Below are 14367 nucleotides of genomic sequence, written 5' to 3'. Positions count from 1 at the left end.
CGGGTGGGTACGAAGATGGGAAATCAGATGGCGAGGCCTGCGCTCCAGCCGGTGGACTTGTAGGCTGAGAGCTTGACCTCGTCCTCGATGTAGCAAAGCCAGCCTATCTTGGGCGTGTGGTACTCCCAGGCATCGGCGATGCGCACGGCGATCTGGTTGGTCTTGCCTGCCCACACGCCGGTGGCAGCGGCAGGGATGATGTAGCGGTCGCCATTGGCGGGACTGGCCGGTGGCGTGGTCAGGTCGCGGTCTTTCACGGACAGGCCGACCACCGCGCCGAGGCGCTTGAGGTTGGCGTCCATGCCGGTGTCCCAGCCGCTTTCGCCGAGCGTCCAGCCGTAGTTGAGTCCCAGGTTCGGGTCGGTTGATGACATGGTTTATCTCCAGAGATTCGATGTGTGGCGAATGCGCCGGACAGCTTCGGGATCGCCGGTTCGGTGGCTTTGCTGCGGGTGCTGTCGCCAGTGACGCCCAACGATGGGCAGGTACAGCACGCCGCCGCGCTTGGCCACCAGCAGGGTCAGCAACCAGTCGGCGAAGTTGTTGAGGTCGGTGGTTTCCTTGAGTACGGCCTCGACGGCAGATCGGCGCATCACGATCAGGCCGTGCACGTGGCTGGCGCTGTTAGCGTGTTGCCAACGGCTGTAGGCCAGACGCCGCACGGCAATGTCCTGGCCGTTTTCGTCGGTCAGTGCTTCGTCGGTGTAGGCCATCACGGCCTGGGGGCAGGCATCCAGCGCATCAGCCAGTTGCGTGAAGGCACTGGCTTCGTACAAATCGTCGGGATCGACAAAGGACACCAGCGGCAGCGTGCCTTGTGCATAGCCTGCCGCGCGTGCCTCACCGATACGGCCCGGAATGCCGGGCAGAATGTGCAACTGGATCGGTGCGTCCTTGATGCTAGCGATGCAGGCCTCCCGCCATTCGGCAGGCTCGTTCAGGGTGAGCAGATGAACATCGATGCGCGCTCCCATCACACACCTCCCCAATACTGTCCCCAACGCAGGCCGTAGCCCGCACGATCCAAGACACGCACCTGGGGCTGCCAGCTGCTCAAACCATCGCGCTCGGCACTGATTTCGACTGTGATGCGCTCGCCCAGCGCACCGGCATCCAGCGCGGCCACTGCTGCCGTCCAGATAAAGGTGGTGTCGAGCAGTCCCGTTTCGGTGTGCGCCAGCACGCCGTTGCGATTGCGGATACGCAGCGTGTAGGTCACGCCCAGTTCCGGCCCGATGTCCCCTTCGTCCTGCCGCACGAGATAGGCGGTCTGCTGAGTGCGGTCGCGGTGGGCCCACGCGAAGGTGAGGTCACCGGCCACCACGGCAGGCTCGGTCTGGCCATTGATGCGGATGCGACCGGGGGGATACGGCAAAGCCTGCCGACCGGCCAGCACCATCGGCTGCCCATTGGCTGCCAACACAGGAACGCCCTCATCGGTCGACGTGCGTGGAATCGCGCCCACGAACACCGACTCGCCCGGGGCCCGCTCCGCACCTTCCGATGCCAGCCATTCGCCGACACCGATCAGCCGCGTGCCGGGTGCATGCGCTTTGGGCGTGGTGTCGAGCACGCCGCGTGCGAGATCGATGGTCGCTTCGGCGGCATCGAAGGCTAGGATGGCAACGGCCTCTGCAATCGCCCCACTGGCATCCACCAGATAGGCGTGGTCGCCCTCGGCCAGTCTCTCCGGCTGGCTGATGGCCGTCACCGGCACGCCGATGGCATCGACCTCGCTGGCAGGCAAAGCTGCATTGAGCGTCAGCAGTGGCGCATAGTCCTCGCCCACGACGGCAGTGAGGTCGCCGCTGGATGCGCCGGTAGCCAGTTGCCAATTCAACTGCCCGGTGCCACCGGCAGCAGCCAGCGCACCGAGATAGGTGTCCGTATCGGTCAGGTAGGCCAGATCTGCGCGCGACAAACGCCGGGCCAGCTCCCAATACGGCACCTCGACGGCCAGCACCAAGGCGGGCGGCAAAGGCTCAATGGTCGGCTCCTCGACGTGCGGTGGCGGGGGCGACAGCACGGTGTTGCTCATCCCGAACACATCTTCTATGGCTTCGATGCGCCACTCGGCCGCGCCCACGGTGCCGGTGTCGATACCGGTGACGCGCACCACCATCTGATCTACACCCAAGCGCGGCCAGTTCAGCAGGAATACATCGCCCGGCAGCGGCGCACGTTCCAGCGTGTCGCGTGCCACGGTCAGACTCACCCGGGCCAGGGGCGAACCCAAGGCGCGGAGGTCACGCAGGGCCAGCCGCGCGGCCAGTGGCCCGTAGTTAACGCCCGGGTAGTCGCGGCGTTGATTGATCACGCCGCCTTGCAACTGGATGGCGGCCAGGTTCTCGACCGTAACGGCAGCATCACCGCCGGTCTGCCAGTCGGTGTAGACCACCGTGAACTCGTTGGGCAACTCGCCCCACTGGGCGCGCTCGAAGCGTTCCAACCGCACGATTTCGTCAGGCCCCAACTGCGGCAGGCTGTCGATCCAATAGTCGTCGCGCAGCAGCTTGAGCTCAAACGTGCCTTGCTCCGGGTCGGTGTAGAGGATGCCGCCAATGTGGTCGATGACCTGGCCGATGAAACTCTCGATGGGCTGCTGCCGTGTCCAGATCAGATTGAGGCCGAAGCCCTCACTCGACAAAGCCCATGCCGCGTTCCAGAAGCTCCAGCCGATGGTGCTCTGCGGATAGCCCATACCCCAATGCGGATCGGTGAGGCACTGCACCAGAATGTGCGCCGGGTTCATACCGACACTGATCTCACGGCCTTCGTCCTCATCCCAGGTGCGGACTTCGGCATTCCATTCCATCCACGGCGCATCGAACCAACCCGCTGTGAAGCGCCGGACGCGCACTGCCCACGGTTTGATGTAGGGGTTGTTGGCCGCGAACAGGATCTTGCGTGCCACCAAGGACAGCACGCCCCGAAATGCCGGAATGGAACCGCCGAGGCGACTCATCAGGTAGTCGTTGCGTCCTTGTCCGGCATGACCAGAAAGCACATCGATGGTGCCGACCACGCCGCCTTCGCGCTCGTCGCCGCCAAACAGGGTGGGCTTGTTGATGCTGATGCTGGTCAAACCATGCCCGGAGGACAACGGTGCGCGGTCGGCATCGCCCCACGCGGTGCGGTCACCCATCTGGATTTCTTGCACCGCATCGACGGGCCCTTGGCACAGGGCCAGGTGTAGTCCCATGCGGTAGCGATAGCCGACGGTTTGCTTCTTGCTGCTGCCACCCATCAGCCTTGCTCCCGCTGGCTGGATTGATTGCGGGCGTGTTCGAGCACACGTTGTGCCATTGCATCGCCGGTGGCCAGCAAGGTGTCAGCGTCACAGCCATCGCGCAGGAAGGCGCGGAAGTCCAGGTCGTGGCGCGCAAACCAAGTGCGCGTGCCGTTCACGCACAGGCCTACGGCGCGCACATGATCGATGGTGATGACGGTCTGCATGGTCATTTCTTGCCACCTTTCTTCTTGATCGGGTCGGCTTCCAGATCGCCGTACCAGACGACGTTGGAGCCACGCAGCAGCACGGTGCCGAACACGACAGGAATCGGTCGACCTTCTTCTGCGGTGGGGGCATCGACGTCAGACAGGGACGCTGGTTTGGGTTCGGGCGGTTTTGGCGCGAGCGCGACCGAAACCAGCGCCGCCACCACAATGACGACGAGGTACCACATGGCTATTTCTCCAGGGATTCAGAACACGCCGGTCGAGAACGGGTTCTTGCTTGGGATGGCGGGAAAGCCTCCGTAGTTGTCGAGGTTGCCGAAGCGCGACTCGCACGTAGCCGTGCTGTGGTCGCAGCCCACCGTCAGCAGCACCTCGGTGCCGACCTCGTCCACGCGGGCGAGGTGCAAGGGATCAAGGTGAAATGGCGTGAGGTGGGTTGGAACGCGCTCATCGAGGAATTCGCCCCGGACAGCATTGGTGCCGAACTGCTGGAGGTCGAAGCCTGATGGACGACACACTGGAAACCTTCGTGCCCCTGACGTTTCGCCTCCGGGGCGCGCGGCGGGTGGCCGCCGACGACCGCCACGTCCACGATGTGACGCTGCTGGAGGGGGTGGCACGCGGTTTCTACTGGCAGCACCTCGTGGACACCGGTGTGATGAAGAGCGGTTCGGACATCGCCCGTGCCGAAGGACTGCACCCCTCGGTGCCCAACGAGTTGATGCGCCTGACCTTGCTCGCGCCCGACATCCTCGAACTGCTGATGGCCGGGCGGCAGCCCCGCCGGATGAACCTGATCTGGTTCCAGCGCAACCCGCTGCCGGCGGACTGGGAGGCGCAACGCCAGATCGTGAAGCGCTTCGAGGAGGACGCATGAGCAAGAAGCACCGGGGCCGGTTCAAGGGTGATCCGGTCACCTATCAACTGCCGAACCCGGCAGGCGGCGTGCAACTGGAAACCTTCGTGCCCTGGACGCTGGTGAAGCGGGGGCTGAAGAAGCAGGTCATCACGCCCTTGGACGCGCCGCAGGAATTCCTGGAGGAGGCGCGCCGCAGGAATTCCTGGAGGAGGCGCGCCGCGAGCGACTGGTTCGTGAAGCGGCTCAGGACACGCCTTTGATGCGTGCGCTCGGCCTCGCCTACCACTGGCAGCGGCTGCTGGACGAGGGGCGCTTCACCTCCATCACCGAGATCGCGGCAGCCGAGAGCATTGACCGGGGGCATGCAAGTCGGATCGCGCAACTGACCCGGCTTGCACCTGACATCGTCGAGGCGTGCGTGGTGGAAAAGGCAGTCGGGCTTGTGCTGGAGCGCCTGATCCGGCGAGCCTTGCCATTGGATTGGGCAGCGCAGCGTGAAATTCCAGGGCGGGAATTCAGTCGTTGATATTGCCGGGGCGGCATGTCCCGCGCTCGCCTGCTTCAGGCACCGAGGCGCAGGATGCGCCGCGCACCGTTCAATACCAGCAGCGCGATGAGCGAGCCAATCACCAAATCGGGGTAACGCGATCCTGTCCAGGCGACCAACGCCCCGGCCGCGATCACCCCCAGGTTTGCCAGCACGTCGTTCGTGGAGAAAATCCAGCTTGCCTTCATGTGAGCGCCGCCTTTTCGATGACTGGAGATCAAGACAAGGCAGGTAACGTTTGCAATGAGCGCAACGAGCGCGATCCCCATCATGAGCGGTGGCTCGGGCTCGCTACCAAAGACGAAGCGGCGCAGCACCTCGGACATTGCGCCGAGCGCGAGCAACAGTTGCAGCCAGCCTGACAACCGCGCCGCCTTCAGCTGGTGCCCGGTATCACGGCCGACGGCGTAGAGCGCGAGCCCGTAGACGGCGGCATCCGCGAACATGTCCAGTGAGTCAGCCATGAGCCCCGTGGACTGCGCAATCCACCCGATCGTCACTTCGACGACAAACATGGCGGCGTTGATGGCAAGCAACCATTTGAGAACGCGAGACTCTTGCTCGGAGGACGGCTGGCTGTCGCTTTGCCCATCGACAGTGTGCGGGCCATTCGATTCAGTTGACGCAATGAGACGGGCGCCCAAGCCGAGACTTTCAAGCTTGCTTGCAATGGGTTCGACGGGGCCGTCGTGAAAAACACGCAACTCGCGCTTGCCAAGATCGAACTCGAGTGCGGCCAGCCCGCTCGTATTCTCGAGCGCGAGCCGGATCATGCGCTCCTCCGAAGGGCAGTCCATCTTCGGCACCGAGAACAGACTCATCCTTCCCGTCCCGGTCGGCGTGGCACCCGTCATGGACTCCGCCTTCCGCTCGGACGCACATCCGCAGGATTTCTGGAATTCATCAGTCATAGTCATTGGTCCTTGATTCTTCTCGTTCCTGATCCGGCGAGGCTCTTGCAGAAACCAGCAAGCATCCGGAGGGTATTTTGAGATTTAACACTCTATAGCTACTATAGAGTCAAGTCGATGATAAAAAGGGGTTGCAGCTATGCAGATCGGAGCGCTTGCCCGGCAAACCGGGTGTCCGATTCAAACGATTCGCTTTTATGAGCAGGAAGGACTCCTGCCGCCCCCGTCCCGGAGCGCGGGCAATTTCCGCTTATATGGCGACGCACACGTCGAACGCTTGCTTTTCATTCGCCGCTGTCGTTCGCTGGACATGACGCTCGACGAGATTCGTGTGCTGTTGCGCCTCAAGAACGTGCCAACCCAAGATTGCAGTGAGGTCAACCGTGTTCTTGAGGCACACATCGAGCAGGTCGCGGTGCGTATCCAGGAACTGAGCGCACTTGAGCAGCAGCTCAGATCCTTGAGGGAAATGTGTTCCGAAGGCAGAAGCGCCGAACAGTGCGGCATCCTGTGCGAACTGTCTCAACCAGTATCTGCCGCCGAGCTCGCCGTACCTTGATGCAAGACGAGGTGAGCAGTGCAGATTCGGTAACCAACGGCCGACCAATTCACAATCGCAACCCGGAAGCCGGAAACCCGCGCCAGTGCTGGCTCTGGCTCGGTGAACGCTCACGAGCCCAGCAGAGAAAAACGGCAGCAGAGAGGCGAGAAGTACTCCGAAACGGCGTCGTTTGGCGTTGCAGCGCTCACGAGGCAACGGGCCGGAACCGCGCCAACACTGGCGCTCAGGGCAAAAAAAATCCCAACCGATAAGGGTTGGGATTTCACATTATGGTGGAGGCGGGGGGAATCGAACCCCCGTCCGGAAGCACTCTACAGTGAGTTCTACATACTTAGCCGTGTCATTTGGTTTTGACCGTTAACACGCCGACGGGCAGGCTGGTCAACGGCGAGTCGCCTTGCGTTTAACCCCGGATCAAGCGACCCGAACCGAGGCGAGCTGATGTGAAATGACTCTGCGGGAATTGCTTCCACGGCCCATCAGCGAACCGCTGCAGAGTCCAGCTGGGATTAAGCAGCTAGAGCGTAAGTTTCGTCGTTTGCGACTATATAAATTCAGTGTTTTACGGGGTGACTGAGATCCCGGTATGCCCTCATCTGCTTTGCAACCCCCGTCGAAGCCAGGTCGCCCCCAGATGTGGAGAGTGGGTGATTATACAGACAAGCGGGCGGCGAAGAAAGTTCCGCACACTTACAGATAGTTCAGCAAGTCTTCCGGCTGGTCGATGGCAAGATCGGCCTGCCACGCATCGGGACGGTCGGTATCGGCAATGTAACCCCAGCGCGCCAGCACGGTGCGCATACCGGCGGCACGGCCGGCCTGGATGTCGCGTTCGGCATCGCCCACGTACAGGCACTGCCCAGGATCAATGCCGATGGCGTCGGTGGCATGCAGCATCGGCCGCGGGTCTGGCTTGGCCACGCCGACGGTATCGCCACTGACTACGATGGCCGGAGGCAAGGGGAAGGGCAGGGTGGGCACCAGCCTGTCGGTGAAACGCATCGGCTTGTTGGTAATGATGCCCCATGCCAGCCCTCTTTCGGCCAACCCCCGGATCAACGGGTCGATGCCCTTGAACAGCACGGTCTCGTCGGCAAAGCTCTGCTCGTAATGATCCAGAAAGCGCAGGCGCAGCGGTTCCATGCGGGTGTCGTCTCGGTCGATGCCGAAACCCAGCCCGACCAAACCCCGCGCGCCGTGGCTCGCAATGGGGCGGATGGCCTCGTACGGCTGCGGTGGCAGACCCTCTTCACGCAGCAGGCGGTTGAGGGCGGCGCCAAGGTCGCGCGCGGTGTCGGCAAGCGTGCCATCCAGGTCAAACAGTACGGCTTTGATCATGAACCCGTCCAAAAGGCAAAAGCACATCATACAGGCCAGAGACCTGACAGGGATCAGTGCTGCCGACTACCCTTGCCCAGGAAGAGGCGGTATGCCGGGTTGTCGGTCTCCTCAACCCAAGGGTAGCCCAGGGTTTCGAGAAATTGCTGGAAGCCGGCATGGTCATCCTGCGGCACCTGGATCCCGACCAGCACGCGCCCGTAATCGGCGCCGTGGTTGCGATAGTGGAACAGGCTGATGTTCCAGTCGGTGCGCATGGCCTCCAGAAAGCGCATCAGCGCGCCGGGCCGCTCCGGAAACTCGAAGCGCAGCACCCGCTCATCGCACAGGCCGGGCGCATGCCCCCCCACCAGGTGACGAATGTGCAGCTTGGCAAGCTCGTTGTCGGTCAGGTCGATGGCCTGCAGATCGTGCTGGGCCAGATCGGCGAGGATTCGGCCAACCTCGTCGCGCCGGGTGATCTGCACGCCCACGAACACGTGAGCGGTGCCGGCATCAGCATAACGGTAGTTGAATTCGGTGATATTGCGGTTGCCAATCACCGAACAGAAGGTCTTGAAGCTGCCCGGCTGTTCGGGAATGGACACCGCGATGATCGCTTCGCGCCGCTCGCCCAGCTCTGAGCGCTCCGATACGTGACGCAGGCGATCGAAGTTCATGTTGGCGCCGCAGTTCACCGCCACCAGCGTCTTGCCTTCAATGCCTTCGCGCTCGATGTACGCTTTGGCGCCAGCGACGGCCAAGGCACCGGCCGGTTCGGTGATCGAGCGGGTGTCTTCGAAGATATCCTTGATGGCGGCGCAGATGGCGTCGGTGTCCACCAGGATGATTTCGTCGAGCAGCTCGCGGCACAGACGGAAGGTTTCCTCGCCCACCAGGCGCACTGCCACCCCATCGGCAAACAGCCCCACGTCCTTGAGCTCCACTCGTTCGCCCCGGTCGATCGACTGCTTCATGGCATCCGAGTCCACCGGTTGCACACCGATGACCTTGATCTCCGGCTTCAAGCGCTTGATGTAGCTGGCCACGCCAGCGGCCAGGCCACCACCACCGATGGCCACGAATACCGCTTCGATCGGCCCCGGGTGCTGGCGCAGGATCTCCATACCGATCGTGCCTTGGCCGGCAATCACGTCCGGATCGTCGAAGGGCGGGATATAGGTGCGACCGGTTTCTTCGGCCAAGGTCATGGCATGACGGAAGGCATCGGTGAACGAGTCGCCATGCAACACCACCTTGCCGCCCCGCTGTGTGACCGCGTCGATCTTGATCTGTGGCGTGGTCACCGGCATCACGATCACCGCCTCGCAGCCGATGCGGCTGGCGGACAAGGCCACACCTTGGGCGTGGTTGCCGGCGCTGGCGGTAATCACGCCACGCGCCAGCTCGCCCGGGGAGAGCCGTGCCATCTTGTTGTAGGCACCACGGATCTTGAAGGAGAACACCGGCTGCAGGTCTTCTCGCTTCAGCAGCAGCGTGTTGCTGTAACGACGGGAGAGGTTGGGGGCCGGGTCCAGCGGCGTTTCCACCGCCACATCGTAGACGCGCGAGGTGAGGATGCGCTCGAGGTAATCGTTGGGGACGGGCATAATGACTCTTTGTCTGTTATGTATGCTTTATAAGGATTCAGGCAGGTTAGCAAAACTTATTGCCTGCGGGAAAGCGCGTTTTGCACCGCAGCACGCCTTGCGGGCCTTCTGCCGCCTAAGCAGGCGCAGGCGGTGTATAATCAGCGGCTGATTGATTTGCGTCCTTCACCAACGCTGTCCCCACCATGAAACGAATCTCCCGCTTATTTGCCGCCGCGGCCCTGGCTCTGCCGATGATGTCGTTTGCCGCCGCGCCCTTTGTACCCCCTGTTCCGGAAATCGCCGGCAAGGCTTATTTCCTCACCGACTTCTACAGCGGGCAGGTGCTCGCGGCGCGCGATCCCGACGCGCGTGTGGAGCCGGCGTCGCTCACCAAGCTGATGACGGCCTACCTCACCTTCAAGGCCATCCGGGAAAAGCGCCTCTCGCTCGAACAGACCCTGACAGTTTCCCAGCGGGGCTGGAAGACCGAAGGCTCGCGGATGTTCCTGGACCCGAAGAAGCCGGCCCGTGTCGATGACCTGATCAAGGGCATGATCGTGCAGTCGGGCAACGATGCCTGCGTCACCTTGGCCGAAGCCATCGCCGGCAGCGAGGAAGTGTTTGCCCAGATGATGTCGGCCGAAGCACGTCGACTGGGCATGAAGAACACCCACTTCGAGAACGCCACTGGCCTACCCGGGCCGCAGCACTACACCACAGTGCGCGACCTCAACACCCTGGCGGGTGCGATCATCCGCGACTTTCCCGAGTTTTACCCCATCTACTCGATGAAGTCGTTTACCTATAACAACATCACCCAGCCAAACCGGAACCTGCTGCTTTATCGCGACCCCAACGTGGATGGCATGAAGACCGGCCACACCGACAGCGCCGGCTACAACCTGATCGCCTCCAGCCGGCGCGATGGCCGCAGGGTGGTTTCGGTGGTGGTCGGCACCGCCAGCGAGGAAGCGCGCGCGGTGGAAAGCTCCAAGCTGCTCAACTACGGCTTGCAGTTTTTCGATACGCCCAAACTTTATGCGGGCAAGAAGCCGGTTTCCACGGTCACCGTGTACAAGGGTGCGGGTGCAACCGTGCCTGTTGGATTCACCCGCGACATCTACGCCACCGTCCCCAAGGGGCAGGCCGGCCGCCTCAAGGCTGACCTGACTACGCGCCAGCCGATGATCGCGCCGGTCCGCGCAGGACAGGTGGTGGGCACGCTGAAGGTCAGCCTGGACGGCAAGCCGGTGGTGGAGCAGCCGGTGGTCGCCCTGCAGACAGTGGAGGAGGGCGGCTTCTTCAGTCGCCTGATCGACAGCCTGAAACTGCTGCTTGGGCTGTAATCTTCGTGCCGGGTGGACACCACCCGGCCCTGCAGAAAGACTAGTCATGACCGAACGCGCCGAACTGCTGGAATTTCCCTGCCGTTTTCCTCTGAAGATCATGGGCGAGCACCACGATACCTTCGTCAGCACCATCGTCGAGGTGGTGCGCGTGCACGCGCCCGACCTGGCCGACGACGATATCGAACTGCGTGGCAGCTCCAGCGGCCGCTACACCTCGGTAACCGTCACGGTAACGGCCACTTCCCGTACCCAGCTCGACGATCTGTACCGCGCCCTAACGGGCCATCCGATGGTCAAGGTGGTGTTCTAAGGTGGAACGGGTCGTCAAGCATCTGGGGCTGGTGGACTACGAGCCGACCTGGCGCGCCATGCAGGCCCTGACCGATGCCCGCACCGCAGGTACAGCCGACGAGTTGTGGGTGCTGGAGCACCCGGCCGTCTATACGCTGGGGCTGGCCGGCAAGGAAGAGCACCTGTTGCGCCGAACCGAAATTCCGGTGGTAAAGACCGACCGCGGCGGACAGGTGACCTATCACGGCCCCGGCCAGCTGGTGGTCTATCTCCTGGTGGACTTCAAGCGCATGGACATCGGCGTGCGTGAACTGGTGCGGCGCATCGAGCAGGCCGTGATCGACACCTTGGCGGAAGCCGGGATCAAGGCCAACGGGGATGTAAACGCCCCCGGGGTCTATGTGGACGGGGCAAAGATTGCCTCGCTGGGGCTGAGAATAAAAAACGGCGCGGTCTATCACGGGCTTTCGCTCAACGTGGACATGGACCTGACGCCGTTCGGCTGGATCAACCCCTGCGGTTATGCCAACCTCAGGGTAACGCGTTTGAAGGATCTGGGCGTGTCGTGGACGGTGGCAGAAACGGCCAAGCGCCTTCTGCCTCACATCGAACGCCACCTGGCGGTGACGGAGAGGACAGAATGAAGCTGGAAAACCAGGCAGGCATCAAGCACAAGGGCGCGGCCAAGACGGCCCGCATCCCCATCAAGATCGTGCCGCTCGAGGAAAAGCTGAAGAAGCCCGAGTGGATTCGCGCCAAGCTGCCCAACGGCCAGCGCTTCACCGAGATCAAGCAGATCCTGCGCGATCAGAAGCTGCACACCGTTTGCGAGGAGGCCACCTGCCCCAACATCGGTGAGTGCTTCAGTAAAGGCACGGCCACTTTCATGATCATGGGTGATATCTGCACTCGACGCTGCCCCTTCTGTGACGTGGGCCATGGCCGTCCCAATCCGCTGGACCCAAACGAGCCGACGCACCTCGCCGACACCGTGGCTGCGCTCAAGCTCCGTTATGTCGTGGTGACCTCGGTGGACCGCGACGACCTTCGCGACGGCGGTGCCCAGCACTTTGCCGACTGCATTGCCGCGGTGCGCAGTCGTTCGCCCCATACCCAGATCGAAGTGCTGGTGCCCGATTTCCGCGGCCGTCTGGAGATCGCCGTGGACATCCTCACGACCACCCGTCCGGACGTGATGAACCATAATCTGGAAACCGTGCCCCGCCTTTACAAGCAGGCCCGTCCCGGTGCCGATTACCAGCACTCTCTGACCCTGCTCAAGGATTACAAGGCACGCAACCCCGAAGTGCTGACCAAGTCCGGGCTGATGGTGGGTCTGGGGGAGACCGACGAGGAAATCCTTGAAGTGATGCGTGACATGCGCGCCCACGACGTAGACATGATTACCATCGGCCAGTATCTCCAGCCCTCAGACGGCCATCTGCCGGTGCTGCGCTACGTTCACCCCGACACTTTCCGCATGTTCGAAACCGAAGCGTACGCCATGGGTTTCAAGCATGCGGCAGTCGGTGCCATGGTGCGTTCCAGCTACCATGCCGACCAGCAGGCACACGGCGCTGGGGTATGAGCAAAAGGTTGGCCGAAAGAACCACGGGCGCTGCGGCGCCCGTTTTTATTGTTGGGTTCGCTTAACAGCCCTTAACAATGCTGCACTATGCCAACGGCGTGATGCGGAGCACAATGGCAACGTAGACCTTCTCTGGAGAAAACCATGCAGGACAATCGACTGTGGGACGTACCGACACGTCTTTTCCATTGGGTGCTGGTGCTGCTGTTCGGAATCATGTGGTGGACGGCCGAACAGGGTGGGGACTGGTTGGCGTGGCACATCCGGGCGGGGCTGGCGGTGCTGACGCTGGTTCTGTTTCGGGTGGTGTGGGGACTGATCGGCAGTGATACCGCACGGTTTGCCCGTTTCCTGCGTGGACCGGCCGCGATCCGCCGCTACCTGGCTGGAGAAACTGCTGCGCCCGGGCACAATCCCTTGGGCGGCTGGATGGTGGCCCTCATGCTGCTGGTGCTGCTGGTGCAGACCGGTACCGGGCTGTTTGCCGCCGACACCGACAGCTATCTGTTCGACGGCCCCTTGGCGCGTTTCGTGGACGCGAGCGTGGCTGAGCGCCTGACGGGTCTGCACGAAGCCAACTTCAACCTGCTGCTGGGGCTGGTCCTCCTGCACGTCGGGGCCATCTTTTTCTACCGCCTGGTGAAACGGCAGAACCTGGTGCGACCCATGCTGACCGGTCGCGCTGAGCAGCCGCTGCAGCCACCGGCCCTGCGCTTTGCCCCGGGCTGGCTGGCGCTGGTCGTATTTGCCCTCATCGGGGTGGCGGTGTGGAGCCTGACAAGGATTTAACCCACGCCCCCATCAAAAAAGCCCGGAATCGCCGGGCTTTTTTGTCTTCGGCCAACCTTACTTACTTCTCGGGCCCCCGGAAGGCGTCGTGACAGCTCTTGCAGCCCTGTGCCACCTCACCATAAGCCTTGCGGATGGCGGCACGGTCTCCGGTCTGAGCTGCGGCATTCAGCCCATCCACTGCTGTCAGGAAGCGTGTGCGCGCTTCGGCAAAACGCGGGGCCTGGCTCCAGATTTCCGGCTTGGCCCGACTTTTGGCATCCGCGCTACCAGCGGGGAAGTACTTGAACGGCTCCGCGGCCAGGGTCTTGAGGGTGGCAGCCTGCTTGGCAAAGGCGTCCTTGCGATAGGGCTCCTGCTCACGCACGACCAGCCCCATCGGCTCGAAAGTGCGTAGCATGGTCTTGAAAGCGGTGACCCGTGCTTCGGTGGGGGTTGCGGCCAAGACAGGCGCAGCCACGGCGCCCAGCATCAGCCAGGCGAGGGCGTACAAACGCTGTTTCATTGCTTCCTCTGGATTGGGCACGACAAAACGCTCATCGTGCGCCAAAAAAACAGCCCCGCCAAGAGGCCGGGCTGCAGGATGCAGCAAAAATCATTCGCTGCGGAAACTGTCGTGACAGGCCTTGCAGGTTTTCTGCACGGCGCCAAACTGCGGCCGGATCTGGTCCAGATTGCCGGTAGCCGCCACCTGACGCAGCTTGGCCACCTCTGCCTTGTGGGTATCCACGGCCTGCTTGAACTCGGCAGGCTTGCTCCAGATTTCCGCCTTGGCATCGGTTTTGCCTTTGTCGCTGCCGGGGGTGAAGTGCTGCCACGGTTGCTGGGCGAGGGTGTCCAGACGGGTCGCCAGCTTGGCAAACTCGTCCTTGTTGTAGGGCATGTCGCCCTTGACCATCTTGCCCATCGGGCCAACGGTTTCCTTGTACTGCTTGAACACTTCCTTGCGGGCGGTGATCGGGTCGGTGGCGGCCAGGGCAGTCAGCGGACAGGCCAGGGCCAAGGCGATCAGCAGGGTTTTCTTCAGCATGACGTTTCCTCTTTTGGAGTCGGTAAGCATTGCAACACTAGCACGTTGGCATGACGGTCGAAAGCCGACAGGT

20 protein-coding genes and 1 other RNA gene are annotated in these 14367 nt (G+C 62.6%); 9 read left to right on the top strand and 12 right to left on the bottom strand.

Going from position 1 to position 14367, the window contains the following annotated elements; genetic code table 11:
- Nucleotides 1–23: 23 nt before the first annotated feature.
- Genes EV669_RS09775 through EV669_RS09750 form a run of 6 tightly spaced genes read right to left on the bottom strand, consistent with a single transcriptional unit; the run spans nucleotide 24 to nucleotide 3866 of the window.
- Nucleotides 24–374 (bottom strand): DUF2793 domain-containing protein, encoded by a 351-nt coding sequence (locus EV669_RS09775; RefSeq protein ID WP_088861499.1) that lies wholly within the window; start codon nucleotides 372–374, stop codon nucleotides 24–26.
- A gap of 3 nt (nucleotides 375–377) precedes the next feature.
- A complete protein-coding gene (locus EV669_RS09770; protein ID WP_132098554.1) occupies nucleotides 378–974 on the bottom strand; it encodes a glycosyltransferase family 2 protein in 597 nt (198 codons plus the stop codon).
- On the bottom strand, nucleotides 974–3247 hold the full coding sequence (locus EV669_RS09765) for a phage tail protein (protein WP_132098553.1): 2274 nt from the start codon (nucleotides 3245–3247) through the stop codon (nucleotides 974–976). The genes EV669_RS09770 and EV669_RS09765 overlap by 1 nt, the downstream gene beginning before the upstream one ends.
- Nucleotides 3247–3462, bottom strand: coding sequence for a hypothetical protein (locus tag EV669_RS09760; RefSeq protein WP_207913856.1), 216 nt, complete (start codon nucleotides 3460–3462; stop codon nucleotides 3247–3249). Before EV669_RS09760 ends, EV669_RS09765 begins: the two co-directional genes overlap by 1 nt.
- Nucleotides 3459–3686 (bottom strand): hypothetical protein, encoded by a 228-nt coding sequence (locus tag EV669_RS09755; protein WP_009521704.1) that lies wholly within the window; start codon nucleotides 3684–3686, stop codon nucleotides 3459–3461. Before EV669_RS09755 ends, EV669_RS09760 begins: the two co-directional genes overlap by 4 nt.
- 18 nt (nucleotides 3687–3704) lie before the next feature.
- On the bottom strand, nucleotides 3705–3866 hold the full coding sequence (locus EV669_RS09750; protein ID WP_318271408.1) for a phage BR0599 family protein: 162 nt from the start codon (nucleotides 3864–3866) through the stop codon (nucleotides 3705–3707).
- Between the two features lie 98 nt (nucleotides 3867–3964).
- Here EV669_RS09750 and EV669_RS09745 point away from each other — a divergent pair, with 98 nt between their 5' ends.
- From EV669_RS09745 to EV669_RS14145, 3 genes are read left to right on the top strand one after another with little or no spacing between them, the layout of a single operon-like run.
- The gene (locus EV669_RS09745; protein WP_132098552.1) at nucleotides 3965–4336 is read left to right on the top strand and encodes a site-specific recombinase resolvase; all 372 of its coding nucleotides are present in this window, start codon (nucleotides 3965–3967) and stop codon (nucleotides 4334–4336) included.
- Nucleotides 4333–4578, top strand: a complete 246-nt coding sequence (locus EV669_RS14150; protein WP_207913854.1) for a hypothetical protein — start codon at nucleotides 4333–4335, stop codon at nucleotides 4576–4578. The genes EV669_RS09745 and EV669_RS14150 overlap by 4 nt, the downstream gene beginning before the upstream one ends.
- Nucleotides 4578–4844, top strand: a complete 267-nt coding sequence (locus EV669_RS14145) for a hypothetical protein (protein ID WP_207913851.1) — start codon at nucleotides 4578–4580, stop codon at nucleotides 4842–4844. The genes EV669_RS14150 and EV669_RS14145 overlap by 1 nt, the downstream gene beginning before the upstream one ends.
- 35 nt (nucleotides 4845–4879) lie before the next feature.
- On the opposite strand, the gene EV669_RS09735 is transcribed toward EV669_RS14145, so the two are convergent.
- Nucleotides 4880–5776, bottom strand: a complete 897-nt coding sequence (locus EV669_RS09735) for a cation transporter (protein ID WP_207913847.1) — start codon at nucleotides 5774–5776, stop codon at nucleotides 4880–4882.
- A 139-nt stretch (nucleotides 5777–5915) separates the two neighbouring features.
- On the opposite strand from EV669_RS09735, the gene cadR reads away from it, so the two are divergent.
- Nucleotides 5916–6335, top strand: a complete 420-nt coding sequence (gene cadR / locus EV669_RS09730; RefSeq protein ID WP_037989410.1) for a Cd(II)/Pb(II)-responsive transcriptional regulator — start codon at nucleotides 5916–5918, stop codon at nucleotides 6333–6335.
- 273 nt (nucleotides 6336–6608) lie between these two features.
- Here the strand turns inward: cadR and ssrA are convergent.
- The 3 genes from ssrA to ilvA form a co-directional block, all read right to left on the bottom strand.
- Nucleotides 6609–6970: a transfer-messenger RNA gene (gene ssrA / locus EV669_RS09725) on the bottom strand.
- A gap of 58 nt (nucleotides 6971–7028) precedes the next feature.
- Nucleotides 7029–7676, bottom strand: coding sequence for an HAD family hydrolase (locus tag EV669_RS09720; protein WP_054286331.1), 648 nt, complete (start codon nucleotides 7674–7676; stop codon nucleotides 7029–7031).
- 53 nt (nucleotides 7677–7729) lie between these two features.
- The gene (ilvA, locus tag EV669_RS09715) at nucleotides 7730–9265 is read right to left on the bottom strand and encodes a threonine ammonia-lyase, biosynthetic (RefSeq protein ID WP_132098550.1); all 1536 of its coding nucleotides are present in this window, start codon (nucleotides 9263–9265) and stop codon (nucleotides 7730–7732) included.
- A 185-nt stretch (nucleotides 9266–9450) separates the two neighbouring features.
- Between ilvA and EV669_RS09710 the strand changes: the two genes are divergently transcribed.
- From EV669_RS09710 to EV669_RS09690, 5 genes are all read left to right on the top strand, one after another.
- Nucleotides 9451–10593: a D-alanyl-D-alanine carboxypeptidase family protein gene (locus tag EV669_RS09710; RefSeq protein WP_054286329.1), complete on the top strand. Its 1143-nt coding sequence runs from the start codon at nucleotides 9451–9453 to the stop codon at nucleotides 10591–10593.
- Between the two features lie 46 nt (nucleotides 10594–10639).
- On the top strand, nucleotides 10640–10906 hold the full coding sequence (locus tag EV669_RS09705; protein WP_054286328.1) for a YbeD family protein: 267 nt from the start codon (nucleotides 10640–10642) through the stop codon (nucleotides 10904–10906).
- Between the two features lies 1 nt (nucleotide 10907).
- Nucleotides 10908–11531, top strand: a complete 624-nt coding sequence (lipB, locus tag EV669_RS09700; protein WP_054286327.1) for a lipoyl(octanoyl) transferase LipB — start codon at nucleotides 10908–10910, stop codon at nucleotides 11529–11531.
- Nucleotides 11528–12475: a lipoyl synthase gene (gene lipA, locus EV669_RS09695; RefSeq protein ID WP_132098549.1), complete on the top strand. Its 948-nt coding sequence runs from the start codon at nucleotides 11528–11530 to the stop codon at nucleotides 12473–12475. Before lipB ends, lipA begins: the two co-directional genes overlap by 4 nt.
- 144 nt (nucleotides 12476–12619) lie before the next feature.
- On the top strand, nucleotides 12620–13264 hold the full coding sequence (locus EV669_RS09690) for a cytochrome b/b6 domain-containing protein (protein WP_054286325.1): 645 nt from the start codon (nucleotides 12620–12622) through the stop codon (nucleotides 13262–13264).
- Between the two features lie 61 nt (nucleotides 13265–13325).
- Here the strand turns inward: EV669_RS09690 and EV669_RS09685 are convergent, their stop codons facing one another.
- The gene (locus EV669_RS09685) at nucleotides 13326–13769 is read right to left on the bottom strand and encodes a c-type cytochrome (protein ID WP_132098548.1); all 444 of its coding nucleotides are present in this window, start codon (nucleotides 13767–13769) and stop codon (nucleotides 13326–13328) included.
- A 90-nt stretch (nucleotides 13770–13859) separates the two neighbouring features.
- On the bottom strand, nucleotides 13860–14294 hold the full coding sequence (locus tag EV669_RS09680; RefSeq protein ID WP_132098547.1) for a c-type cytochrome: 435 nt from the start codon (nucleotides 14292–14294) through the stop codon (nucleotides 13860–13862).
- Between the last annotated feature and the right edge of the window lie 73 nt (nucleotides 14295–14367).

This window comes from Gulbenkiania mobilis (assembly GCA_004346645.1).
GTDB classification, from domain to species: Bacteria; Pseudomonadota; Gammaproteobacteria; order Burkholderiales; family Chromobacteriaceae; genus Gulbenkiania; species Gulbenkiania mobilis.
This window is presented reverse-complemented; position numbering and strand designations above follow the sequence as displayed.